This is a genomic window from Hydrotalea sp., assembly GCF_049968455.1.
Taxonomy (GTDB): Bacteria; Bacteroidota; Bacteroidia; order Chitinophagales; family Chitinophagaceae; genus Hydrotalea.
In genome coordinates this window covers 149,068-174,855 of sequence record NZ_JBMFQT010000004.1, presented here as the reverse complement: position 1 = coordinate 174,855, position 25,788 = coordinate 149,068, and the positions used below count along the sequence as shown (strand labels likewise).

Below are 25,788 nucleotides of genomic sequence, written 5' to 3'. Positions count from 1 at the left end.
AAGTTACACACAAATTTTTGTTGTGTGAAATTGTACAAAGTATTTTGTTAATAGTTTCTTTTATTCGGCCTGTTGTTATTCATAGGCCGATTTTGTTGGAAACGATTATTACTGCTACTGTTTCTATTATTTTCTTCGGCTTGCGTTACTGATATTTTTTTGCCGAGCATTTTTACGCCATTCAATAATTCAATGGTTTCTTTTGCTTCATGTTCATTGGGCATTTCAACAAAACCAAATCCTTTACTTTTTCCGGTTTGTTTGTCTTTAATTACTATGGCTGAGCGAACATCGCCATATAATTCAAACATTTCTTTCAAGTCGGTTTCATCAATATCCCCCGGTAACCCTCCTACAAAAAGCTTCATAGCAATGATTTATATTTAAAGTCAAAAGTAATCAATAAATAAGTAAGAAATAAGAATCTTTTATAAAGCTAATACCACTTTTTTATAATAAAAAAGCTGTAACTATTTTCAAAATGCACGACTCTTAGTACCTTTATTATATTTTTAACAACTATCCTATGTTAATAAAGAAATACTTATTTTTATTATTCCTCTCGTTTTTTTGTTTAAATATCTATTCGCAAACTGTTTTGTCGAGCGATAGTTTACTCATTTTAGCACGCAAAGCTAGTTTTCAGCAGCAAAATTATACTTTGGCAAAGCAATACCTGCATCAGGCTATTCAGCAGAGCCCTGATTATACTGATTTATGGGTTTTTTTGGGACGAATAAACAGTTGGGAAAAAAATTATGACAGTGCTGCCTATTTTTTTCAACACGCTTTGTTGATTCAACCCAGTTATGAAGATGCTTCTTTAGCATATGCAAAAATGTTGTATTGGAATAATCAGTACCAGCAGTCATTACAAATATGCAATTTTGGTCTGAAATCTCATCCCGAATCAGCTTCTTTACAGTTACTTAAATCTAAAATTTTTATAGCACAAAAAAATTATGATAGTGCCTACCAAATAATTCAAATTTTAATTCATCAAAAAAAGGATGTTGATGCTGCAAGGGCGTTAGCGGGTAGCATTAAATCATTACTGTCGAAGAATCAGGTTGATGTTAGTTATGATTTTGTATACTTTGATCGGCAATTTAATAATCCCTGGCATTTGGCCAGTGTTGATTATGGGCGCACAACGTCATTTGGTTTATTAACCGGAAGATTAAATTATGCCAATCGATTTAACGAAAATGCCTTTCAATTTGAAGTTGAATCATATCCTCATATTTCAAAAGTTTTTTATAGTTTTATTAATGTAGGTTATACCAATAATGATAATGGTGTTTTCCCACAATGGCGCGGTGCTTTTTCCTTATATGCCAATTTACCAAAGAGCTATGAAGCTGAAATGGGGTTACGTTATTTGCAATTTGGTAACAACCCCACTTGGTTGTATACTGCTTATGTAGGTAAGTATTTGAAGAACTGGCTATTGGGAGCACGTACATATATTATTCCATCTAATTATACCTCAAAGGCAGGTTTTGTATATAGTGCAATGGCACGTTACTATTTTGGCGGAGCTTATGATTTTATTGGCTTGACTGCCGGATATGGCATTTCCCCAGATGATAGGTATAATGCAGTATTATTAGATAACAGAGCTAATTTAGCTGCCTATAAAGCTGGCTTATTGTATCGTAAAACTATCGGAAAAATGAATGTTTTATCTGTAGATTTTAATTGGGTTAATCAAGAATATTTACCACAAACTAAAGGTAATCAATATCAGGCAGGTGTATCATGGATGTTTAGATTTTAATTGTATTAATTATTTTTATTTGTATATAAATTATTCAATATGCTTTTTGAATAATTTTTCAGGAATTAATTTTAAATCTTTTACAAACTGTGCATTTTTTTGTTTGTATTGATTGAATTGCTGTTGAATTATAGAAAGTATACTATCATTTTTTTCAGGTTCAATAAATAAATTAGGATATATCCTAAACAAGTTTTCCTGATTTTCTAAATAGTTATTGCTAATAAAGTCTACTAAAGTGTTTTTTGCTTGCATTAACGGATATTGGTGAATGTTTCTGAATGTCGTAGCAGTATCTAAGCCGCTTCCTATCCAAGCTACTGTATCAGGCATAGTTAATTTATATTGCTTTTGAAGCATTGCCGTTAAAGTAGGTGCAATATCAAAATGTGTAGAAATGTTATTAAATACTTTATTTTCCTTTAATAAAGAAGAATAGATAATGAGTGGTACATGATAACGATCTAGTTTATCTGAAAGAGGAATTTCCGGCATCCTGTGATCGCCGGTAATAATAAAAATTGTATGAGCAAAATCGGCTCTTTGTTTATATAATTCAAAAAAATGTTTAATACAATCATCGGCATATAAAACAGTACTTAACATTTGTTTATAATGTTTAATATTCTCTTTAACTGATTGGTTTATTGAAAGTTGACGTAAATAAGAATCAAATTTTTGACTATACATTTTTGATTGATTCAGTGTAAATGGGTCATGTGTAGAAAGAGTTAATAATATGTTGAAATAAGGTGTTTTATTATTAAGATGCTGTAAATAAAATTGATACAATGCTGCATCTTCATAGCCCCATGAAAAATTTTTAATGGGGCTTATTTTTTGGTATGTTTTTGCATCAAAGTCATGCATGTCAAGTATACGCTCTGTGCCATTTTGTTGCATAAAAAGTTTCATATTATCAAAAGAAGCATCACCACCGTAAAAGAAGCCGGTTTGATACCCATGCCTTTTTAACAAATTCATTAATGTAAAAGCAGGGGGCATATCATTTCCTAAATCAGCAAATCCATTTTTTGCAAAAGGTAATGATCCGGTAATGGAAGGCAATGCAGCAAATGTTCTACCGCCGGAACTTAAAAAGTTACGCCAGTACAAACTATGATGCGATAAGGAGTCTAAAAATGGGGTAAAACTTCCTAAATAAGCATCTTCATTACTAAAGGCATTTCCTAAACCTTCTACAATGATTAATACAATGTTTGGAAGGGTTGAATCTGTATGAAAGTACGATGAAAGGGTTTCGGCACTGCTATCTGTAAGGTGCAGAAATGGATAATTTTGAGAGTCAACATATTTGAAATTATTGTATAAAGTTTTGCTCTTATTATTCTCATTCAAATTTTTCAATTTTTCAGGAAAAATGTATTGATAGGTTTCTTTAAAAAAATAGAAAGTTTTATTTCTTGCCAAATTATTGTAATAATAATTGTTGTACTCTTTTATTTTCATAAAGGAAGAAAAGCCCGTGAATAATAACACAACTAATATTCCTCCCAAAATACTTATTGACACATTACTGGGTTTTAATTTTTTAGGTAATATTATTTGCATGTAAAAAAGTATTAAAACCAGTAAACTGTATTGAAAAATTTGAATTATAGATATTTTACTTGAAAGGATAGTTATATAAATATCAGTAAAACTGTAGCCAAATAAATCTGCCCCTAATGGTACCTGCGTTGTATAAAAATATATTGATAATAGAAACTGTATAATGTTTATTGTGAAAAATACAATTGATATAAAAATGCTGGAGAGTTTTCTACTAAATAAATAAATAATATAAAACGGAATATAACCTCCTATAATTACAATCGATATTAGCTTAATATTATTATAAAAATAGCTATGAATAATTTGGAGTAAATGATCGGGTTGGCCGTTTCGATGTATTTCTAGCAGCAACTCTAGAGTGCTGATAAAAAGTATAACGAATACAAATACAATAACGTAGTTTGTATATAATTTTGAAAAATAAATTAATTTCAAAAAATAGTTACCAAATTTAGTTAATAACTTAAATTTTTTTTTATTTTTTGATTTAGAAATTATTATAGCGAAATCTGTAGCTGCTATATCTGTTTTTTTATTAAATCCAACTCTTACCATTTCGCCCCACTTCGATTTTTTTTTGATTTTGTCTATAAATCCTTTGATAGCAGACCAAACAATGAAAGGGTGAAAATAGAAAGGTTCAGTAAATGCTGTAAATATTAAGTTAGTGATATCGATTCTTCGTTTGTATTGATGATAGGAGAGCACTTCCATTAAAATAGCGAAAATGGAATATGTATAACCAAAAAATATAATAACAATTAAGTATAAAATGAAATAGCTCCAATTCATCATACCTGTAAGTGCAAAAATGAAAAAGCTAATAAATCCAATTAATTCAATTATAGGGGCGCATAGTTCAAAAAAGAACCAATATGGGTAGCTGATCATTCCTAAAATTCCATATTTAGGGTTGAAGAACATTTTTTTATGTAGAATAAGTGTTTCAAATGTTCCACGTAACCAGCGATTACGTTGACGACCTAAAATTTTAAAACTGTCGGGCGCCTCTGTCCAGCAAAGTGGATCAGGAATGTATTTAACGGTATAAGGCAATTTTCTTTCTTCCATATATCGGCGCATTCTTACCACTAACTCCATGTCTTCACCTACTGTATGGTGGTTGTATCCACCGGCTTTAATTACAATATCTTTATCAAATGCACCAAACGCGCCTGAAATTAGCATTAAACCATTTAATCGGCTCCAGGCCATTCTACCTAGTATAAAGGCCCTTATATATTCTAATGTTTGTATTCTGGGTAAATATTTTTCCGGTAGTCGTACTTTTACTAATTTACCATCAATAATTTCACAAGAGTTTGCTATTCTAACTACTCCACCCGATGCAATTACTTTTTTATCCGGTTCTTCTAAAAATGGTTTCATTACTTTTAAAAGAGCATCGGGTTCAATAATACAATCTACATCTATACATACAATATAATCTTTTGCTGCAATGTTAATTCCTACATTCAATGCATCTGCTTTCCCGCCATTTTCTTTATCAACTATAATTAGTTTTTTATAAAGTGGGTTTTTACTCTTGTATATACCTCTAACTTTTTTTGTAATTATTTTTTCTTCTATGCAAAAATTTACCTTTTTTAAATCAAATGCTGCAATCATTCGCGATAAACTATCATCTTTACTACCATCGTTTATTACAATTATTTCTACATTAATATAATCAATTGATAAAAGCGAATGTACATTTTCTACAATGGTTTTAGCCTCATTGTAGGCAGGAGCCAGTACACTAATTCCCGGCGCATAATTACTGGTAAACAGTAAATCATAATCAGTATAAGTGTTTTTGTGTAAATACTTTTTTGTTTCTCCAATTGAATAAATGCCAATTAGAAGATATGTTGTAATGAGTGTTGCGGAGTATAAAAATATTATTTCAGATATAAAATGATACAGGGTTTCTAATAGCCCAGAAGCCAGTAAAAGTAAGGGTAAATTATTGTAACCTATTGTATGAAAGTTATGGTTAACTGTTGTTATATCATGTAATATATTGGATATAGCTATCATTAATTAAGGTTCAAGGCTTGGGCAAATACATTAAATATCTTTTATTGAAATGCAATCTCATCTAAGGCATGTAGAGTGTATTGTGTTACTTTATTTTTTTGTATTAGTAAATGTTCTTTCCAATTAATCATTTCCGGTGCAATTTTTAACAGTGTTATCATAGCAGCTTTGGCAATATCTATTTCTTCGTTTAAGATTATTTCTTTTAAGAAATTGATATCTTGTTGACCGCCTAATTTTTGTAATACAGAAAGTATGCTTAATTTGTTTTGTATTATTTCTGTTGGATAAATTTTTCTTAAGTTCAAAGTATTGATGTGCTCTGGGAAAAAAATCAGGCTTTCAATAGCAGTTTTTCGAATCATGCTATTGTTGTGGTATAAACAATTTTGGACTATAATAGGTATTACCTGATGAATATGTTTAGTGGCTGCAATTTTAAGGGAAAAAATAACTACACTATCATTTTTAGATTGTAACCAGTTTTTTAGTTTTTGATAAAATACATTATCTGGTTGTTGGTTTTGCAGTTGTGCTAACAACTTTATTTGTTGCCATTCTGAAATTGGATTAGATATGACATTCAGAAATCTTAGTCCATCAAATCCATACATGTGTACTAACCCTGTTTGCGCCTCTGTCCTAACCAAGTCATTTTTACTGTTTGAATTTTTATAAATTACTTTCAACAAATCTCTCTGATCCATCGTATATAATTCATTTATTCCTTTAGCTTTTATATGCCATTTTTTACTATATATTTTTTTTATGGAATCATTTTTTAAACCAAGTTCTATATATAAATAAATGATGTTAGCTGCTTCTTTACCCTGTAAGTTTTTTTTAAGTGTGATTAACTCATCTGTAATTATTTTTTTTCCATATTTCGAATTTAAAATCTTTCTTATTGTTTTAGGTATTACAGTTGCGGGTAGGTCTGTTGTTGTAATTTGTTCTGCTAGCCACTTTGTCATTCTTTTTTGAATCATTATTTTCAACAAGAAGTATCTTTTTTCTATATATGTATTACTGTAAATAATAATGGTAAGTATAACCGATACCCAAAAAAATAGTATAGCAGCCTTTTGTAAGGCTTCAACACTTGGGGTATACAAAAAATTAACTTGTTGAAATATATTATGATTTGTTTGTAGCATCTTTATATAGTTGAATAGGTTGTTTATATATCGGAATGGTTTTGGACAATTGTAGTTCAGTTATTGGTGCTGTTTTTTTAAATTTAAATTCCGATATGTAATTGATTAATTGCTCTATGTCAAAGGGTCTTTTAATGCAAACATTTGCTCCGGTTTTCAGTAAGTCTTGTAGAATGGTTTCTTGATTAATTTTTGTAATCACTATTACATAAGCATTCGGCAGTTCATGTTTTGCAAACCGAATAAGTTCAAAGCCCGATATATATTTTAAGCGTAATTTAGTTATGATAACATCCGGCTTTATTTGTGTAATTAACTGGCGAACATGCTCTCCATCAATACTGCTATAAACTAAATAATTTTGATGTTGTAACTTTATAGCAATAATTTTTAACAAAATTGGGTTGCTTTCTACTACCAGTATTTTCATAAAATAATAGGTTTGTATTAATCGATATTGAATAAACCTTTCTACCCACCAACAATCATTGCGTAATTATCTTTTTGTAGCCGATGTTTCGCTTGTAAATGATTGTTAAATTGGTACTATAAAGTTATTTAAACTAACATAATAGTTTTGCCGTTATTTGTTGTAGTATTAACACCACACTTTACCTTCTGTATATTTACACATTGTATTGAAGAAATGCAGCAATTTTATTACCATTTCATCGTTTATTGAACATATGCTACAAACCTTCCTCTTCTCCTTATGGCTATGGGTTATACCTAATAGTTCAGAACAACTACAAAATTTCCATCAATTGAAAGCCGATACCACGGCAAACAGAATTCAGTTTATAGAGCAAGATTGGAATTTAGCGAAACAAATAGCACAACAAGAAAAGAAATTAATATTTGTGGATGTTTATGCTACCTGGTGTCTACCCTGTATGTTACTTAAAAGCAAAACTTTTCATAATAAAAAAGTAAGTGCCTTTTTTAATACACACTTTGTTAATCTATCTGTTGATGCTGAAAAAGGTGTCGGTATACAAGTGGCTCGTTATTTTGGTGTAACAGCCTATCCCACCTTGGTATTTACTGATGCATCGGGAAAGCCGGTGTTATATGCCATGGGCTATATGGGGCCTAAAGCATTTTTAAAATTTGCCAATGCGGCATTAGCCAAAGCTCAAAAGTAGTTAAGGAAAATCTGTCGCATACGTTTATTATTTATTAATCAGCTAATTTTACCGTTAGTATAAAGCTATAAAAGCATTTTAAAGGGTTTCATTTATTTTTGAAGTACTAGGCTTGTGCTAGAGTATTTAATTTTTTTAATATGGAAGTAAATAAAAATTTGGTAGAAAAGTTGGCGCATTTGTCGCGTTTAACTATTGCAGAAAATGAGATGCCTGAAGTGATTAACGATTTAGAAAATATGATTGGTTTTGTGGAGCAATTGCAAGCAGTTGATACATCGAATGTTCAACCGCTTATGTTTGTGGGTCAAGCTATGAATGTGTTCAGAGAAGATGAGGTAAATTATGAAATTAATCAACAGCAAGCTTTGAAGAATGCGCCATTGCATAACAATGAATTTTTTGAAGTGCCTACTGTTATAAAAAAATAAATTAAATACTATTTGTATGGAAACCGTTATTCAACTTCAAAATATTGAGAAGAATTATTACATGGGTAGCCAAGTAATAAAAGTGCTTAAAGGTATTAGCCTTTCCATACAAAAAAATGAATATGTTGCATTAATGGGCCCATCGGGAAGCGGGAAAAGTACACTCATGAATATTTTGGGATGTTTAGATTCACCCACAGCGGGCCATTATATACTGAATGGTCAAGATGTAAGTAAAATGATTGATGATAAGTTGGCAGATGTTCGTAATAAAGAAATTGGCTTTGTATTTCAACAATTTAATTTGTTACCTAGATTAACCGCTGCAGAAAATGTTGCTTTGCCGCTAATTTATGCAGGTGTTGGTAAAAAAGAAAGAATGGAACGAGCTATTGAAGCGCTACAAAAAGTGGGTTTAGGTGAACGAAGCCACCATAAATCCAATGAATTAAGTGGCGGACAAATACAAAGGGTTGCCATAGCACGTGCTATAGTTAATAATCCCTCCCTTTTATTAGCTGATGAGCCTACCGGAAATCTTGATTCAAAAACATCTGTTGAAGTAATGGAAATTTTTGGAAAAATTCAAGAAGCCGGTAACACTGTTGTATTGGTTACACATGAAGAAGATATTGCTCATTATGCAAAGCGAATTATACGCTTACGCGATGGTTTAATTGAAAGTGATAATAAGCAGCCCGATGCCCATCCGGCCTTCATTTAAAATCCTTTCTTCAAATTTATTTTCTGTGTTTTCAAACTTTTTAAAGAATACATTTGTATTGAACATACGCATGTATATTCCATAAAAATATGTCAATTAAAATTTATACAAAAACCGGTGATGCAGGTAATACCAGCTTAATTGGTGGAACTAAGGTTCCTAAAAGTCATTTGCGAATTGAAAGTTATGGCACTGTTGATGAATTGAATTCATTTATAGGATTATTGAATGATCACCTTTTAACCTTTGATGCATTAAAACAATTAAATATTGATTTGAAAGAAATTCAAGATCGGTTATTTACTATTGGCTCGGCATTAGCATGCGACCCAGATAAAGAAACCCGTATGAAGTTGCCCGATTTAACTGAAAATGATGTGCATTGGTTAGAACAACGCATAGATGATATGCAGCGTGAATTACCCGAAATGAAGCATTTCATTTTGCCCGGGGGGCATGTTGCTGTATCTATTGCACATATTGCCCGCTGTGTTTGTCGCAGGGCAGAACGTTTATGTGTGGCCATGCAATTGCAAAACTTGTTTATGCCGCCATTGGTTCTTCAATATCTCAATCGTTTAAGCGATTATTTGTTTGTGTTAGCACGTTATATTGGTCACAGCTTGCATGTTCCCGAAGTGGCCTGGAAGCCAAGGATTTCTTAAATCAACAAATGTTGTTAAGAAACTATTAGGCCATCTTTCATATGCAATACTCGGTTGCTTAATGCCGCTAATTCTTCATTGTGTGTAACTATTAAAAAAGTATATCCCAGTTCTTGTTGCAGGCGTAAAAATAAGTCGTGTAAATCTTTGGCATTGGCACTATCTAAGTTACCAGTGGGCTCATCGGCAAATACAATATCGGGTCTGTTAATTAAAGCCCTGGCTACTGCAACGCGTTGTTGCTCTCCGCCGCTTAATTCGCCCGGTTTATTGTGTAACCTATTTGCTAATCCCAATAAAGTGAGTAGTTCGGTAGCATGGGATTGCAATTCTTTATTACTACGTTTTAAAATCCAGCCGGGTACACAGACATTCTCCAGTGCCGAAAATTCGGGTAATAGGTGGTGAAATTGAAATACAAATCCAATATGTTGATTGCGATAAGCAGCTAATTTTTTCCCTTTTAATTGGTGTAAAGGTTGATTATTTAACCAAATTTCGCCCTCGTCTAAAGCATCTAATGTTCCTAAAATGTGCAATAAAGAGCTTTTCCCGGCTCCGGATGAGCCAACTATGGATACAATTTCTCCCTGTTTTATCTCTAAATTAACCCCCTTTAATACCTTAAGTTGGTCGTAGTTTTTAATAATATTTTTAGCAATTAACATAGGCTTCTCACAAATAACCGTGTAAACATCGGTTAAATTTTATCATTTTATCACTTTTTTTAAACATTTCAAAAATACGGGTAAACCCATTTTGATAGTTTCGCAGATACGGTTACTTTTGCACAAAATTTTTAAATATGTTCTGGACATTAGAACTGGCAAGTTATCTGGAAGAGGCACCCTGGCCTGCTACTAAAGATGAGTTAATTGATTACTCTATCCGCAGTGGTGCACCTATAGAGGTGGTTGAAAATTTGCAGGAATTAGATGACGAAGGAGAAATTTATGAAAGCATTGAAGACATTTGGCCCGATTATCCTAGTCAGGAAGATTTTATGTTTAATGAAGATGAATATTAAAACACAACTACCTCATTTTAAATACATTACCACCTGAGCGGTGGTTTTTTTATGTATAAATTGCAATAGTTTGCTTGCATAAATCAATAGGTTCAAATTACAATTTGTAATTTGAACCTATTGAACATGCTTTTTTTATTTTGTTTATTCCAATCCCATTTTTTCCATAATCACATTGCTTACACCGGTAGAAGAATAACCGCCATCGTGGAAAAGGTTTTGCATAGTAACCATTCGGGTTAGGTCAGAGAATAGCGTAATGCAAAAATTGGCACAATCTTCAGCAGTAGCATTGCCCAGTGGGGCAATGGCATTTGCATAATCAAAAAAATCGCCAAAGCCTTTAATGCCAGTTCCGGCAGTAGTTTTAGTGGGCGATTGTGAAACGGTATTAATGCGTACTTTTTTCTCAACACCATAATGATAGCCAAAGCTTCTGGCAATAGATTCTAGCATAGCTTTTATATCGGCCATATCAGTATAGAAAGGGTAGGTGCGTTGTGCTGCTGCATAAGTTAAAGCTACAACACTTCCCCATTCATTAATCGCATCTAGCTTTTTAGCTACAGCCAGCATTTTATGCAGAGATAAAGCTGAAACATCAATACCTTTTAAAAAGTAATCATAGTTTAAAGCAGTATAAGGAATGTTTTTACGAATATTCACACTCATGCCAATGGAGTGTAGCACAAAATCAATTTTTCCACCCAATACCTCTTGGCTTTGTGTAAATAAATTAGTCAATTCATCAACATTGGTAGCATCGGCCGGAATAATGGTTGAACCTGTTTTTTCGGCTAAAGCATTTATTTGGCCCATACGCATGGCAATGGGTGCATTGGTTAATACAAAAGTGGCGCCTTCCTCATTCGCTTTTTCAGCCACTTTCCATGCAATAGAATTTTCATCTAAAGCTCCAGTAATTATCCCTCTTTTTCCTTTTAATAAATTGTATGCCATAGTTCGTATTTTTCGTGAATGGAAAATAAATTATAAACCCAAACATAAAGATTTAATACTACAAATTTCAATGTGATTAGAATTTTGTTCAAAAGCTATTATGTAAATTATACCTGCATCATTTCTTTGGCAGTTTGTATAGCTGCTGCTCCCGGTTGTTCACCTCCCAGCATTTGTGCAATGGCCATTACTCTTTCTTCTTTATTTAACAAGCGAATTTGTGTTTTGGTAGTAGCCTTGCCTGATTCTTTATAAACAAAAAAATGCGCATCTGCTTTCCCTGCCATTTGTGGTTGATGGGTAATGCAAATTATTTGTCGGTTACCGGCTAATTGCTTCATTATAATACCCACCTGTTTAGCAGCTTCGCCACTAATGCCGGTATCAATTTCATCGAAAATTAAAGTGGGTAAATCAATATATTTTGCCACTAATGATTTAATGCAAAGCATTAATCGGCTTAGTTCACCTCCACTTGCCACTTTTTTTAATGATTCGAATTTGTTGGTATTATTCGCATCAAATAAAAACTCTATTTCATCTGCTCCAAATTCCCCCGGTTGTATGGGTTGAATTTGTACTATAAGGCGGGCATTAGGCATGCCTACCTGTTTTAATAAATTGTTTACTTGTTGTTGGAAAGGCGGAATTGCTTTTTTTCTTGCTTCTGAAATTTTTTCAGCTAAAACATTAACTTCATTTTTTTGCGCAAGCACTTTTTGTTGTAAGGCTATAATATTGTCATCAATCGCCAATACTTCATTTAAGCGCTGGGTTAGTTGTTCTTGTAATTCCAATAAAGCATTGGTGCCTGAAACATTATGCTTTTTTAATAATTTATATCCGGCTGCCAGTCTTTCTTCAATTTCGGCAATTCTATTTACGTCAAACGAAATATGATTATTGAGTCTGTTTACTTCATTGGCAATATCTTTTAATTCAATGTGGGTAGCTGTAAGTCGTTCAATAATGCTCGGCAAATCCGAATGTATATTTTGATAAGCTTGTAGTTGCTGTATCATTTGTTTTAATTGCTGTATAATAGGTTGCTCACTTTCCATTAAAAGCTCAACAACACCATTTAAAGATGCTTTTATGCCTTCACTGTTGCTCAATAATTTTAATTCCTGATCTAAATTTTCTAATTCATTGGGTATTAATTGCAGTGCGGTTAATTCTTCAAGCAAAAAACGATTATAGTCAGCTTCTTTTTCAAATTGTTCTTTTTGATTTTGTAATTGCTTTAATTGTTGTGAATTGCTTTGCCAGTTTTTATAAATAGATTGATATTGCTTTAAAGTATCGGTTAACTGCGCTAATGCGTCAATTACCTGCCGTTGGAAGTCAGCTTTGGCTAAATCTAATGTGTCGAACTGTTGGTGTAAATCAACTAATAAATTACCTAATGCTTTTAATTGTTGCAGGCTAACGGGTGTGTCATTAATAAATGCTCTCGACTTTCCATTGGGTGCTATTTCTCTGCGTAGCAGTAAAATGGTATCAATATCCAGTTCATTATCTTTTAAAAAATTACTAACAGCTATATTGTTTTCAGTTATAAAAGTGCCTTCAATGATGCATTTTTTTTCCGAATTAATCAATACATTGCTATCAGCCCTTTCCCCTAAAATTAAATTTAGTGCACCCATTAAAATGCTTTTTCCTGCTCCTGTTTCACCGGTAATAATATTTAAATGTGCATTCGGCTCAATGGTTACCGAATCAATCAATACATAGTTTTGTATGAATAATTTTTGTAACATGTTCAATACAATAAAAAATTACTATTAACCAACAAGATGCAAATTAAGTGAATTAAATGGGTAAATAATGTTTACTGGCCTGTGCAACGGGCAATACCACTTTTGGCGCGTTGGTCTAATGAACTTTTGTAATCATGGTCACCCAAGTCAAGGCATAATTGATAATAACGAATGGCTTCTTTTTTAGCGCCGTTTTTTTCATAAATCATACCTGCCTGCAATGCTGCTCTGGCGGCGTAATATTCGGTTCTTAATTTGCCCATATTATAGGCCTGATTATAATATTCAACAGCTTTGTTGTAATTATTTAAACCATCATATATTCTGCCCATGCGATAGGTGTATTCTAACTGGTCGGCAAAATCCGAAAAGCTGTTAATTGAAACCTGATTAAGCATTTGAAGTGCTTCTTCTCTGTAACCGCCATCATCCAATAACCGTGCTTTCAACAAAGTTGTATTGGGCCATTTATTGTTTTGGGCTTCTTTCTGTGCTTCTTTATCGGCATCGGCCATTGTACTACCGAATTTCAATATTTGTTTACGGGCGTTTTCAGCAGCAGGTATATTACCCATTAAAAAATAACACCAACTTAAACGGCGGTAAGTGTCTTTTACATAAAACTTCCCTTTAAAATTTTGCACAAAGGTGTTAAACTCACGTGCTGCATCGGCATATTGTAAGTGATTCAACAAATTGTAGCCCATTTCTAAATGCCATACCGGTGTTTCTAAGTATCCTGATGCCATGCTACGATTTAAAATAACCTGCTTGGCAAATTCAGTTTGCTTATCATTTTTTCCCAAATTAGCAGCCATATATGCCATTAAATGGTTGTGCACCAAATCAAACTTTCCCGATTTTAGAAAATTAACGGTTTCAGTTTTTTTATTTTCTAAGTAAAAATTTAAATATCCATAAATAAAGGCACCTTCTATTTGCATTAGTTGTGCCCACTCGTTATTGCTGTATACAAAGTTGCTAACCTTTTGCATGCCTTCGTTTACCGAGCCTCGCATGCCTAATAATGATGCTAACCATTTATAATTTTTTGGAATTGTGCCAACGGCTGCTTCTAATGCTCCATAAATGAGTTGGTTGGGCAAAAAATTGGGAAACTTTTTTTGATTTTCTTTTACCAATAAAAACGATTTTCTAAAAGCCCAACCTCCTGTCCATGTTTCGCCAAATTTAATGGCTACTGCTGCTTTTTGAAGGTATAAAACGCTTTGTGTGTACAAGTACCAAGGCGAGTTTTTGTTTCCTTTTTGCATTAATGCAACTCTTTCGTCAAACGCATCTTTCTTTTGAGCGTATTCCTGTGGGTTTTCATTTAAAAAAAGCGTAAAAAAATCAATATAGCTTGATAGGTAAGCTGGGATTAAATTTTGTGGATTGTTTTTTTCAGCATTTTCTAAATAACGATAACCTTTCCCAATTTGTAGTTGCATTATTTCGTTATAGGCTTGCCTGCAATCGGGGCTAAAGTCAAAGCTGTATTGTGCAAAACAATTGCTTGAAAAAAATAATGAAATAGCAAAAGTGACAAGGCCAATAAATTTCATACAGACAATCAATACTGTTTGAATAATGTTGCAAAATAAAACAGGAGCTTCTGTTAAAAGCTCCTGACACAATTATAAAAAAGTTAATATTACGCTATTTTACGGTAACTGAATCGTTCAAGTCGGCATCAACCAATATTCGCCCACAGTTCTCGCATACAATTACTTTCTTATGCATTCTAATTTCGCTTTGGCGTTGCGGAGGAATGGCATTGTAGCATCCACCACATGCATCTCTTTCAATAGGTACAACTGCTAAACCATTGCGGTAACTATTCCGAATGCGGTCATAACTATACAATAAGCGCTCATCAATGCCTTTACGGGCTGCATCGCTTATTTGTTTAAAGTGTTGCTCTTCCTTTTCAGTTTCAGCAATAATTTTCTCCAACTCACTTTTTTTCACTGTTAAAATCCCTTCTTTGGTAGCAATTTGTTTTTTTGCAGCTTCAAGCTGTTTTACTTTTCCTGCTAATTCTTCATTAGCATCTCTAATGTTTTTTTCGCACAATTTAATTTCCAATTGCTGCATTTCAATTTCTTTTGAAATAGCTTCAAACTCACGACTGTTTTTCACATTGTCGCTTTGTTTTTCGTATTTCTTAATCATGGCCTCACTATCGGCAATGGCTTGTTTTTTTTGTTCTATAAACTCCGAAATACCATTAATTTCTTCTTCAATGCGGTTTTTTCTGCTTAAAATACCGGCAATTTCATCTTCTAAATCACTCACTTCAATGGGTAATTCGCCTTTTAAAATTCTAAATTCATCTAATTGGCTGTCAATTTTTTGCAGCTTAATAAGGCCTACCAGTTTTTCTTCTACAGAAAATTCTTTCGCTGTTGCCATATTGTATATTGTGTTTTTGTGTTTACTTTTTTGGTTACCGGCTGCATTAACCCTTATTGGGCTTCTGTTGCGTCGCAATCCGTTCATCGTTCGGTTGGTTTGGCATCAGTAGCATTTTTATAAAAAGTAATGAACCGGGTTAGTACTTACCGTACTTTTAAGGACGGCAAAGGTAGGGAATTTGGTTTGTAAAACCTCTGCCAATAAATCAATCGTAAATTGCTCACTTTCCCAATGACCAATATCGGCCAAAATTAAATGATTGTTCGCCTCAAAAAATTCATGGTATTTCAAATCGGCGGTTATAAAAATATCGGCCCCCGCATGAATGGCTTGGTTTATTAAAAAACTACCGGCTCCGCCACAAATGGCTATTTTTTGAACAGGTTTTTCCAAAATGGGGGAGTGTTTTATAACCGCAACCCCAACTAAGGCTTTTAATGCTGAAAGAAACTTGGCGGCTTCTTTAGGTTCGGGTAAATGCCCAATAATGCCACTGCCTACTTGGGGAAACTCGTTTTGAAGTGCTATAATATCATAGGCTGCTTCTTCATAAGGGTGGGCATTTATTAACGCTTTAATGATAGCATTTTGAAGAACCGCAGGAAAAATTACTTCTACTTTTTCCTCTTTTTCTAAATGTCTTTCCAAAATTTTGCCAACAAAAGGATTGGTGCCTTCCCCTGCTGTAAATGTTCCGTTTCCTGATACTGAAAAACTACAATCGCTATAACCACCAATTTTTCCGGCTCCGGCTTCAAAAAGGGCATTTCTTACTTTTTCGGAATAAGCCACGGGTACAAAAGTGTATAATTTACAAAGCGTATTCGGTTTGGGCAATAGTACTTGTGTATGTAATAAACCTAGTTTTTGTGCCAGTTTACTATTTACCCCATATAATACATTATCTAAATTGGTGTGTATGGCATAAATAGCAATATTGTGCTGAATGGCTAAGATAATGGCTTTTTCGGCATCAGAATATCCATTTAGTCGTTTCAGCCCTTTAAAAATAATGGGGTGGTGTGCTACAATTAAGTTGCAATTTTTTTCTAATGCTTCTTTTACAACGGCTTCTGTAACATCGAGTGTACAAATGATGCCTGAACAAGTATTGTTCTCATCACCAATTAGCAGGCCAATATTATCATAACTTTCTTGATAAGCTGTTGGTGCAAAATTGCTTAAAGTTTGAGTAATTTCTCCTATTTTCATATACTGTAAAAATATAACTGCAAAATAAAACTAATTAATTTTCAGCTATGCAACCTGATGGTTACTTCAATTACAACGGCAAATTGTATAAAAATGAAAAGTCGGTAATTTCTGTCAGCAATCGTTCCTTCCGTTATGGCGATGGGTGTTTTGAAACCTTAAAAATGCTAAATGGTAAAATTTGTTTGCATACCATGCATTTAGAAAGATTATTTGTTTCATTACAGCAACTGCATTTTAACCGCCCCAACTATTTTATTACCGATTCTTTTCAAGAGCAGGTTTTGGAAGTGGCCAAGAAAAATCATCATAAAAAAGCAGCCCGTGTACGTATCACTATTGCTCGTGGTGATGGTGGATTGTATGATCCCGAAAACGATTTTCCCAATTATGTTATTCAAACATGGGATTTAAACAGTGCCAATAACCGGCTAAACGAAAATGGGCTGGTAGTGGGTATACATACCGATGCCCGAAAAATAAATGATGCATTTTCACATATAAAAAGCAACAATTATTTGTGTTATGCCATGGCTGCCTATTGGGCTAAAGAAAATAAGCTAAATGATGCTTTGGTGTTAAATGCACAAGGCAATGTTGCCGATACTACAATTGCGAATGTGTTTATTGTTCAAAATGGTGTAATAAAAACTCCTGCACTTACCGAAGGTTGTGTGGGGGGAATTATGCGTAAATATTTATTAAAGTGTTTAAGAGAGGAAAACATTCCAGTTGAAGAAACTACCATTTCGCCGGATGATATATTAAATGCATCTGAAGTTTTTTTTACCAATACCATTTTTGGTATAAAGTGGGTTAAAGAAGTGAATGATGTATATTACAAAACCCAAACTGCTCCATTATTGTATGAAAAATTTATTGCTCCCCTATGGAATCAGTAAACAATTCAGGCTTATTATTTGTTTGGGAAGCAATTTGATTGGAACATGAAACCTGAAGTTACCGTTATGTGGTTTAGGCGTGACTTGCGATTGCATGATAATGCAGCACTATACCATGCCTTACGTCAACCAGATCCCGTTATACCACTCTTTGTATTTGATACAAATATTTTAAATAAGCTTAGTAATCAACACGATGCACGTGTAAATTTTATTTATGACACCATAGTAGATATGCATGTGCATCTTAAAAAGTATAACAGTGGTATGTACATTCATCATGGTACTCCATTGCAGGCTTTTCAACAACTGGCTGAAAAATACACCATTAAAAATGTATTTACTAACAGCGATTATGAACAATATGCTTACGACCGCGATAAAATTATTGCTGATTATTTAACTCAGCTGGGTGCAGGGTTCCATAGCTATAAAGACCATGTTATATTTGATGGTAGCGAGGTGTTAAAAGATGATGGCGCACCTTATACCGTCTTCACCCCATACAGTAGAAAATGGAAAACTTTAATGCGTTCATTTTACATAAAATCGTATCCCATAAAATTGCAATCAACACAACTTGTGCATTTGCATAATACAACTATTCCCACATTAGCATCATTAGGTTTTTTGCTAAGTAATATGGCAATTCCACCACAAAAGTTTGATGAAGTATTAATTCGGCATTATGATGCACAACGAAACTTTCCGGCTGTTCAGGGTACATCAAGGTTAGGATTGCATTTGCGTTTTGGTACCATTAGTATTCGACAATTAGCTGCTAAAGCACAACAATTAAATGATACTTTTTTGAATGAATTAATTTGGCGTGATTTTTATCATGCTATTCTCTATCATTTTCCACATGTGCGTGCCGGAAAATCGTTTAAGTTAATTTATGACCAAATTGAATGGTTAAATGATGAAACAGCTTTTGAAAAATGGTGTATGGGTAATACCGGTTATCCTATTGTTGATGCAGGTATGCGTGAATTGAATGCTACCGGCTTTATGCACAACAGGGTACGCATGATTGTGGCTTCTTTTTTAACCAAACATTTATTAATTGATTGGCGCTGGGGTGAAGCCTATTTTGCCGAAAAATTGTTAGACTTTGATTATGCAGCCAACAACGGCGGATGGCAATGGGCTGCAGGTAGTGGCTGCGATGCGGCACCTTACTTTCGAATTTTTAATCCGGCGCTGCAAACAGAAAAATTCGATAAAAACTTACAATACGTTCGGAAATGGGTACCGGAATTAGATAGTTTTGACTATCCTGCTCCCATCATTCAACATGAAATTGCCCGTAAAAGAGCATTGGAAGTGTATAGTAAAGTATTAAAAAATAAAATTTAATGCTTAGTTGGTGTATTACTCAGCAAATATATCCTTCGGCAATGGGTTAGCGCTATTGTGCATTTGCCGGTAGGTATTCAATAAAGTCATTACCGCTTTTTTACCCGATTCACCCAATGCTTTTGAATAATCATTTACATACAAATCAATGTGCTGACGCATTACCATCGGGTCCATTTCCTGTGCATGTGCTTGCACAAATTCTGCGGGTACATTATAGTGTTTATTGTAAGCATATGTTACACTTTCTTTAATTAAAGCATCAACTTGTTGAACAATAGGTAAGGATATGTTACGTTTTGCAACAATACCACCTAAAGGAATGGGTGCATTGGTAGTTTGTTCCCAATATTCACCTAAATCTTTCAGTTTCATTAATCCTTTTTGTAAGTAGGTAAAACGGTTTTCGTGTATTATTACACCGGCATCAACATCGCCATTTAGTATGGCATTTTCAATTTCGTTAAACACCATCATTCTCTTGTTTTTCACCATTGGATAGGCTAATGAAAACAATAAATGTGCTGTGGTATTTTCACCCGGAATAGCTACGCTTGCTATTTCGGGTTGCTGTTGAAAAGTAGGATTGTTGGGTAAACTGATTAACAGAGGGCCTACACCTTTGCCCAATGCACCTCCGCTTTTTAATAGCCGGTAATTCTGCGTAACAATGGGTAATACGCCACAACTGATTTTTGAAAAGTCGAGCTTTTGCTGAATTGCCCATTGGTTTAAAGTTTCTACATCCTCCAACATTACTTCAAATTCAATTCCCTTTGTATCAATTTTATGATTGACTAAGGCATCGAAAATAAAGGTGTCATTAGGACAAGGCGAAAAACCCAATGTGTATTTCATACCGCTCAATTTTATTAACTAATTATCTGTTTTTATGAATTGCATGAACATATGCCACCAAATGTTTATTTAATTGCTCAATGGCCGCTTGTAGGGTCCAGTTTTGTTTATTGCGTTCACCCACAAAATTGGAAATAGCCCTTATTTGCAAATAGGGAATTTGAAAATAGGCACCTACATAATGTAATACCATGCCTTCCATCGTTTCAATATGTGCAGCATATTTTTTTTGAAGTAAATCTATGCGATGTGGTTCAGTTGTAATGGTATTAACTGTAACTGCATTAGCTTTCGGCAAATTTGTAACGTTCCATTTTGCAATATGTTGGTTTATAATAAAACCATCTTTAAATGGAACTTCATTTTTCGATAGTAATTTCAAATCGAACAAATCTTTCCAAACTGTATCTTCCACTACGCCTAAATCGCCGAATGCTTCTTGTTCAACAATGGTTAAACTATTAAGTGGAAAATTGTTCGTAAAACTGCCTGCAACACCTGCTTGTAATAGCAAATCGGGCTTTTGTTCAAGACATAATTGTGTAAGCTTTACTGCTGACAATAACATGCCTACACCGGTAGTTAAAAAATGTACACTGCAGTTTTCAAAAGTTTCATTTAATAAAACCTTTTTGGCGGCCTGTATTTCAAAATCAGTTGCAGCTATTATCCAAATATTCATACCTAATGTTTTAGCCTTGTTTACAGCTATAGTTTTTAAAAATTCAATTTGTAAAATTAATTGTTGTAAATGGCTTGTACTCATTTTGTTTACAATAAAATAATGAGCACAAAAAAGTTAAATCGTCAATTTTACAATTCAATTTGCTGAAATGAAAATATACAAAGTATTTTTTTGCTGCATAATGTGTTGTTTTTGGGGCTTCCGGGCTGCTGATGCGCAACCTCAACACAAAGTATTGTTTGTAATTGCAGACGGTATTCCTGCAGATATGATTGAAAACATGAACATACCTGCCTTGCAGAAAATTATTGATTCGGGCACTTATTTGCGTTCATTTACCGGCGGAATACTGCAAACTTATTCGCAAATGCCAACTATTTCTGCACCGGGTTATAATAATTTATTAACCGGTACATGGGCATATAAGCATAATGTGTTTTCAAATAATGTTCAAAATCCCAACTATCATTACAAGCACATACTTCGTTTGCTGAAAGATCAATATCCGCAAAAAAAAGTGGCTGTTTTTTCCAGTTGGTTAGATAACAGAACCAAATTATTAGGTGATGGATTACCACAGGCCGGTGATTATACCACTGATTTTTATTTTGATGGCTTTGAATTAGATACTTTACATTTTCCACACGATGCTGCACACAGCTACATGCACCGTATTGATGAAATGGTAATACATAAAGCCGATAGCGTTATTAAGAAGAATGGCCCTGATGCCTCATGGATTTATTTGGAGTATACGGATGATATGGGACATATGCATGGTACTAATAGTACAGATTACCACAATGCACTTACTTATTTTGATGCACAAATGAACAAAATATGGCAGGCAGTGCAGTATAGAGAAAAAAACTTTAACGAAAAATGGTTAGTAGTTATTACTACTGACCATGGTCGTGATGCACAAACAGGTCGTAATCATGGTGGGCAATCGGAGCGGGAAAGAACGACCTGGATGATTTTAAATACTAAAAAATTAAATAATTATGCCCATAAAGATGAGCCGGCAGTGGTAGATATTTATCCTACTATTGCCCGGTTCATGCATGTAAGTATTCCAACTTCATTGCAGTATGAATTAGATGGTGTTCCATTAATAGGTGCTGTTTCGGTAGCAAAACCTTCGGTGGTTTTAAAAAGCAATTCTCTTCAACTACAATGGCAGGCATTAGAAGATTCCGGTACGGTAAAAATTTATGCAGCTACCACCAATCAATTTAAAACAGGCGGAACTGATCATTACACTTTAATTGCAACTGTTCCCAATCAACAACAAAGCTTTGAATTGCCCTTACCAAAAGAACAAACAGCGGTTTTAAAATTGGTTATTCAAGGTGCACATAATTGCGTAAATACTTGGTACACAGCTTCTAATACAACATCGGCTAAATAAATGAGAATTTCATAGACCCTTGTAATTATTTGGTGCAAATGCTACCTTTGCGGCAAATATTAGTGTAGAATGGTGTATTTAACCCGTCAGGAACATTTTAACGCTGCGCATAAATTATACAATCCCAATTGGAGTAAAGAAAAAAATGAGGCAGTTTTCGGCGTTTGTGCTAACGAAAATTGGCATGGCCATAATTATGATTTATTTGTAACCATTAAAGGGAATCCTGATCCGGAAACAGGTTTTCTATATGATGTGAAAAAATTGAGTCAATTAATTAAAACAAAAGTAATTGACAAATTAGACCATAAGAACTTAAATCTGGACGTTGATTTTATGCTGGGCAAAATGTGCAGCACGGAAAATTTGGCTATTGCTATTTGGGAGCAATTACAACCACACTTGCCCGAAAATGTTCAACTTCATTGCATTAAACTATATGAAACTGCCAGAATATATGTTGAATATTTTGGGGAATAATGCGTGTTTAATTCCAACCATTATTTAGTTCTAGGCAAATTGAATAGCTACTTTTTCGCTTAATAAATTACGGGCTGTAGAGGCAATGCCTTCGGCATCATAACCGCATTCCTTGTGTAATTCTTTCAGCGTGCCATGTTCAACCAACCTATCTGGTATTCCTAAACGAACTACTGATGCCTGGTATTGGTGTTCTGCCATAAATTCTAAAACAGCACTACCAAAGCCGCCGGTAATGGCACCATCCTCAACCGTAATTATTTTGGAATAATTTTTAAATACTTCGTGCAATAAGGCCTCATCAATAGGTTTAACAAAACGCATATCGTAGTGAGCAGGATCAATTCCTTCTGTTCTTAATTGGCGTATGGCAGCTTGAACAAAATTACCCGGATGACCAATAGAGAGTATTGCTAAATCTTTACCATCTTTTAGTTTTCTCCCTTTTCCAATTTCAAGTTCTTCGAAAGGTGTTTTCCAATTCGGCATAACACCTTCACCTCGTGGATAACGAATTACAAAAGGCATTTGGGTAGAAGGCAATTGTGCCGTGTACATCAAGTTCCGCAATTCCTGTTCATTCATGGGGGCACTAATAATCATGTTGGGAATACAGCGGAAATAAGGAATATCATAGCATCCATGGTGTGTTGGGCCATCTTCGCCCACCAACCCTGCACGATCTAAACAAAGTACAACCGGTAATTTTTGAATGGCAATATCATGAACTACCTGATCGTAAGCCCTTTGCATGAAGGAAGAATAGATGTTACAATACACTCGCATACCTTGTGTAGCCAAACCTGCACTTAAAGTGGCGGCATGTTGTTCGCAAATGCCTACATCAAAAGCACGATCGGGCATTTTTTCCATCATAAATTTTAAGGAAGAACCGCTAGGCATAGCCGGGGTTATACCCATAATGGTTTTATTTTTTTCGGCTAATTCTATTATTGTATGGCCAAATACATCTTGATATTTAGGAGGTTGAGGTGTATCGTAATGTTTTTTATAAATTTCACCGGTAACCTTATCAAATAGCCCGGGTGCATGCCATTTGGTTTGATCTTGTTCAGCCAAAGCATAGCCCTTTCCTTTAACCGTAATAATATGTAATAACTTAGGTCCGGGAATATCCCGCATGTCTTTCAAAGTATCAACCAGTTTGGTAATGTTATGTCCATCAATAGGCCCGAAATACCGAATTTTTAATGATTCGAATAAATTGCTGCTTTTACTTACCATGCCTTTTAAGCCAGCTTCTACTTTACTGGCAATATCTCTACTAAAATTTTTTCCGGCAGGTAATTTTCCCAGAATATTCCAAATTTCGTCGCGCATTTTATTGTAGGTGTGCGAAGTGGTAATATCCGTTAAATATTCTTTTAAAGCACCCACATTGGGGTCAATACTCATGCAGTTGTCATTTAAAATAATCAACAAATCACTATCAGCAACACCTGCATGGTTCATGGCTTCAAAAGCCATTCCGGCTGTCATACTACCATCTCCAATAATGGCAACACTTTTTCTGTTTTCGCCTTTGTATTTTGCTGCAATAGACATACCTAATGCTGCAGAAATAGATGTAGAAGAGTGCCCAACCCCAAAAGTGTCATATTCGCTTTCAGATCTTTTGGGGAAACCGCTAAGCCCTTTGTATTTGCGATTGGTAATAAAATTGTCTCTTCTACCGGTTAAAATTTTATGGCCATAGGCTTGGTGGCCTACATCCCAAACTAACTGGTCGTATGGTGTATTATAAACGTAATGTAGTGCAACGGTAAGCTCAACTACGCCCAGGCTAGCAGCAAAATGCCCACCATAAACACTCACCACATCAATAATGTATTGCCTTAGTTCATCGCAAACCTGATGTAGTTGAGTGCGGCTTAATTTCTTTAAGTCGTTTGGTGAATCAATCGATTTCAATAATTCGCCGGGCTGTATATTCATTTGAAAAAAATTAAAATGTAAAAATAATAAATTCAAGCCAACTTAAATAAACACGGCAAAATTGGTTTGGTTCAGTTTCTGAAAAAGCTGCTTTAACCAAAAATCACTGAAATTTTGCCTTTAATCAAAATACTTATATTCGGCAAATAATTTCGCCCTATTTTCATACTGCATGAGAAACAAAATATCAACATACTGGTGGTGCCAGATTTTGGGCTGGGGATCCTACACATTAGTTTGGACTTTTTTTTATTTTGCTATACGTTCTAAACCGCAACCCTATTTTTTCCAAAGTTTATTTACCGATGCTATTTTAGGCTTGATTATTACCCATATAATGCGTACCGTTATTAAGGGTTTTAATATAATGAGACTTGATTTGCAAAAACAAATTTCCCTTTTGCTACTTACTGCATTGGTGTTTGCATTCATCGACTCATTGGTGTTTGTATCCATTATTAACTTTTTTAACTGGGAATTACCTCAGTTAAAGCAGTTTAGCTATATAAATAGGGTAGTAAGGGCATTATTAACTACCTCACTATTTTACATAATTTGGAACTTTATTTATTTCACATATCATTATATCCAAAAAGGCCGTAGAGATGAATTAGATAAAATTCGCTTGCAAAGCCTAGTGAAGGAATTAGAATTAAAAACTATTAAATCGCATATTAATCCACATTTTATTTTTAATGCTTTGAATAGTATTAGGGCTTTGGTTGATGAAAATCCGCAACGTGCCAGAACGGCTATTACTGAGTTAAGCAATATTTTGCGCAGTAGTATGCATTCTGAAAAATTGGAGTTAGCGCCTTTTGAAAGGGAATTGAATATTGTAAAAGATTATTTAGCACTTGAACATATTCGTTTTGAGGAAAGATTACAAGTAGAATATGATATAGATGAGGATACTTTAGACCAACCTATTCCGCCAATGATGTTGCAAACATTGGTTGAAAATGCTATTAAACACGGTATTGGCCAGCAAATGAATGGAGGTACTATTAAAATTGTTTCTGACTTCAATGAAAATTATCACGAATTAATTGTGCAAAATTCAGGAACTTTAAAAATGGAAAACAATCCGGAAGGCTTTGGAATTACCAGTACGCAAACCCGTTTAAATTTATTATACGGCAAAGATGCTAAATTTGAGTTGAAAGCAATTGATGAACATACTGTACAAGCCAAAGTAAGGCTCCCGGTTCAAGTTGAAAAAAATATTTTTAAATAGAAT

The 25,788-nt window shown here is 34.1% G+C and carries 24 protein-coding genes; 11 read left to right on the top strand and 13 right to left on the bottom strand.

Annotation, left to right across the window (positions count from 1 at the left end; genetic code table 11):
* Positions 1 to 47: 47 nt before the first annotated feature.
* Complete coding sequence (locus ACP5P5_RS04365; protein ID WP_428284888.1) at positions 48 to 368, bottom strand: RNA recognition motif domain-containing protein; 321 nt, start codon at positions 366 to 368, stop codon at positions 48 to 50.
* 158 nt (positions 369 to 526) lie between these two features.
* On the opposite strand from ACP5P5_RS04365, the gene ACP5P5_RS04360 reads away from it, so the two are divergent.
* Positions 527 to 1,780 (top strand): YaiO family outer membrane beta-barrel protein, encoded by a 1,254-nt coding sequence (locus ACP5P5_RS04360; protein WP_428284887.1) that lies wholly within the window; start codon positions 527 to 529, stop codon positions 1,778 to 1,780.
* A 30-nt stretch (positions 1,781 to 1,810) separates the two neighbouring features.
* Here the strand turns inward: ACP5P5_RS04360 and ACP5P5_RS04355 are convergent, their stop codons facing one another.
* The 3 genes from ACP5P5_RS04355 to ACP5P5_RS04345 all read right to left on the bottom strand — a co-directional run bounded on the left by ACP5P5_RS04355 (position 1,811) and on the right by ACP5P5_RS04345 (position 6,982).
* The gene (locus ACP5P5_RS04355) at positions 1,811 to 5,395 is read right to left on the bottom strand and encodes a sulfatase-like hydrolase/transferase (protein WP_428284886.1); all 3,585 of its coding nucleotides are present in this window, start codon (positions 5,393 to 5,395) and stop codon (positions 1,811 to 1,813) included.
* A 41-nt stretch (positions 5,396 to 5,436) separates the two neighbouring features.
* Complete coding sequence (locus ACP5P5_RS04350) at positions 5,437 to 6,384, bottom strand: hypothetical protein (protein ID WP_428284885.1); 948 nt, start codon at positions 6,382 to 6,384, stop codon at positions 5,437 to 5,439.
* A 148-nt stretch (positions 6,385 to 6,532) separates the two neighbouring features.
* Positions 6,533 to 6,982, bottom strand: a complete 450-nt coding sequence (locus tag ACP5P5_RS04345) for a response regulator (RefSeq protein WP_428284884.1) — start codon at positions 6,980 to 6,982, stop codon at positions 6,533 to 6,535.
* 256 nt (positions 6,983 to 7,238) lie between these two features.
* Here ACP5P5_RS04345 and ACP5P5_RS04340 point away from each other — a divergent pair, with 256 nt between their 5' ends.
* The 4 genes from ACP5P5_RS04340 (at position 7,239) to ACP5P5_RS04325 (ending at position 9,517) form a co-directional block, all read left to right on the top strand.
* Entirely contained in the window at positions 7,239 to 7,697 is a 459-nt protein-coding gene (locus ACP5P5_RS04340) for a thioredoxin family protein (RefSeq protein WP_428284883.1), read from the top strand.
* A gap of 140 nt (positions 7,698 to 7,837) precedes the next feature.
* Positions 7,838 to 8,128: an Asp-tRNA(Asn)/Glu-tRNA(Gln) amidotransferase subunit GatC gene (gene gatC / locus ACP5P5_RS04335; RefSeq protein ID WP_428284882.1), complete on the top strand. Its 291-nt coding sequence runs from the start codon at positions 7,838 to 7,840 to the stop codon at positions 8,126 to 8,128.
* A 16-nt stretch (positions 8,129 to 8,144) separates the two neighbouring features.
* A complete protein-coding gene (locus ACP5P5_RS04330) occupies positions 8,145 to 8,852 on the top strand; it encodes an ABC transporter ATP-binding protein (protein WP_428284881.1) in 708 nt (235 codons plus the stop codon).
* A gap of 89 nt (positions 8,853 to 8,941) precedes the next feature.
* Positions 8,942 to 9,517 (top strand): cob(I)yrinic acid a,c-diamide adenosyltransferase, encoded by a 576-nt coding sequence (locus tag ACP5P5_RS04325; protein WP_428284880.1) that lies wholly within the window; start codon positions 8,942 to 8,944, stop codon positions 9,515 to 9,517.
* Between the two features lie 14 nt (positions 9,518 to 9,531).
* Here the strand turns inward: ACP5P5_RS04325 and ACP5P5_RS04320 are convergent, their stop codons facing one another.
* A complete protein-coding gene (locus tag ACP5P5_RS04320; protein ID WP_428284879.1) occupies positions 9,532 to 10,185 on the bottom strand; it encodes an ABC transporter ATP-binding protein in 654 nt (217 codons plus the stop codon).
* 137 nt (positions 10,186 to 10,322) lie between these two features.
* Here ACP5P5_RS04320 and ACP5P5_RS04315 point away from each other — a divergent pair, with 137 nt between their 5' ends.
* Complete coding sequence (locus tag ACP5P5_RS04315; RefSeq protein WP_111293716.1) at positions 10,323 to 10,544, top strand: DUF2795 domain-containing protein; 222 nt, start codon at positions 10,323 to 10,325, stop codon at positions 10,542 to 10,544.
* Between the two features lie 144 nt (positions 10,545 to 10,688).
* Here ACP5P5_RS04315 and ACP5P5_RS04310 read toward each other — a convergent pair whose 3' ends face one another.
* The 5 genes from ACP5P5_RS04310 to ACP5P5_RS04290 form a co-directional block, all read right to left on the bottom strand.
* Positions 10,689 to 11,504: an enoyl-ACP reductase FabI gene (locus tag ACP5P5_RS04310; protein WP_428284878.1), complete on the bottom strand. Its 816-nt coding sequence runs from the start codon at positions 11,502 to 11,504 to the stop codon at positions 10,689 to 10,691.
* A 107-nt stretch (positions 11,505 to 11,611) separates the two neighbouring features.
* On the bottom strand, positions 11,612 to 13,267 hold the full coding sequence (gene recN, locus ACP5P5_RS04305; protein WP_428284877.1) for a DNA repair protein RecN: 1,656 nt from the start codon (positions 13,265 to 13,267) through the stop codon (positions 11,612 to 11,614).
* Between the two features lie 71 nt (positions 13,268 to 13,338).
* Positions 13,339 to 14,718 carry a tetratricopeptide repeat protein gene (locus ACP5P5_RS04300; RefSeq protein ID WP_428284876.1) on the bottom strand — a complete coding sequence of 460 codons (1,380 nt, stop codon included), beginning with the start codon at positions 14,716 to 14,718 and terminating at the stop codon, positions 13,339 to 13,341.
* A 208-nt stretch (positions 14,719 to 14,926) separates the two neighbouring features.
* Positions 14,927 to 15,682 carry a zinc ribbon domain-containing protein gene (locus ACP5P5_RS04295; RefSeq protein ID WP_428284875.1) on the bottom strand — a complete coding sequence of 252 codons (756 nt, stop codon included), beginning with the start codon at positions 15,680 to 15,682 and terminating at the stop codon, positions 14,927 to 14,929.
* A gap of 117 nt (positions 15,683 to 15,799) precedes the next feature.
* Entirely contained in the window at positions 15,800 to 16,897 is a 1,098-nt protein-coding gene (locus tag ACP5P5_RS04290) for a Nif3-like dinuclear metal center hexameric protein (protein ID WP_428284874.1), read from the bottom strand.
* Positions 16,898 to 16,944: 47 nt separating this feature from the next.
* On the opposite strand from ACP5P5_RS04290, the gene ACP5P5_RS04285 reads away from it, so the two are divergent.
* Positions 16,945 to 17,799 (top strand): aminotransferase class IV, encoded by an 855-nt coding sequence (locus tag ACP5P5_RS04285; RefSeq protein WP_428284873.1) that lies wholly within the window; start codon positions 16,945 to 16,947, stop codon positions 17,797 to 17,799.
* A gap of 45 nt (positions 17,800 to 17,844) precedes the next feature.
* Positions 17,845 to 19,158: a cryptochrome/photolyase family protein gene (locus ACP5P5_RS04280; protein WP_428284872.1), complete on the top strand. Its 1,314-nt coding sequence runs from the start codon at positions 17,845 to 17,847 to the stop codon at positions 19,156 to 19,158.
* Between the two features lie 15 nt (positions 19,159 to 19,173).
* On the opposite strand, the gene ACP5P5_RS04275 is transcribed toward ACP5P5_RS04280, so the two are convergent.
* Both ACP5P5_RS04275 and mqnB read right to left on the bottom strand, forming a co-directional pair.
* Complete coding sequence (locus ACP5P5_RS04275) at positions 19,174 to 20,016, bottom strand: 1,4-dihydroxy-6-naphthoate synthase (protein ID WP_428284871.1); 843 nt, start codon at positions 20,014 to 20,016, stop codon at positions 19,174 to 19,176.
* Between the two features lie 22 nt (positions 20,017 to 20,038).
* Complete coding sequence (gene mqnB / locus ACP5P5_RS04270; RefSeq protein ID WP_428284870.1) at positions 20,039 to 20,782, bottom strand: futalosine hydrolase; 744 nt, start codon at positions 20,780 to 20,782, stop codon at positions 20,039 to 20,041.
* A 67-nt stretch (positions 20,783 to 20,849) separates the two neighbouring features.
* On the opposite strand from mqnB, the gene ACP5P5_RS04265 reads away from it, so the two are divergent.
* Together ACP5P5_RS04265 and ACP5P5_RS04260 are read left to right on the top strand one after the other, a co-directional pair.
* Positions 20,850 to 22,112, top strand: a complete 1,263-nt coding sequence (locus tag ACP5P5_RS04265) for an alkaline phosphatase family protein (protein ID WP_428284869.1) — start codon at positions 20,850 to 20,852, stop codon at positions 22,110 to 22,112.
* 69 nt (positions 22,113 to 22,181) lie between these two features.
* Positions 22,182 to 22,592 (top strand): 6-pyruvoyl trahydropterin synthase family protein, encoded by a 411-nt coding sequence (locus tag ACP5P5_RS04260; RefSeq protein ID WP_111293726.1) that lies wholly within the window; start codon positions 22,182 to 22,184, stop codon positions 22,590 to 22,592.
* A gap of 30 nt (positions 22,593 to 22,622) precedes the next feature.
* On the opposite strand, the gene dxs is transcribed toward ACP5P5_RS04260, so the two are convergent.
* A complete protein-coding gene (gene dxs, locus ACP5P5_RS04255; RefSeq protein WP_428284868.1) occupies positions 22,623 to 24,548 on the bottom strand; it encodes a 1-deoxy-D-xylulose-5-phosphate synthase in 1,926 nt (641 codons plus the stop codon).
* 172 nt (positions 24,549 to 24,720) lie between these two features.
* On the opposite strand from dxs, the gene ACP5P5_RS04250 reads away from it, so the two are divergent.
* On the top strand, positions 24,721 to 25,785 hold the full coding sequence (locus ACP5P5_RS04250; protein ID WP_428284867.1) for a sensor histidine kinase: 1,065 nt from the start codon (positions 24,721 to 24,723) through the stop codon (positions 25,783 to 25,785).
* Positions 25,786 to 25,788 lie beyond the last annotated feature (3 nt).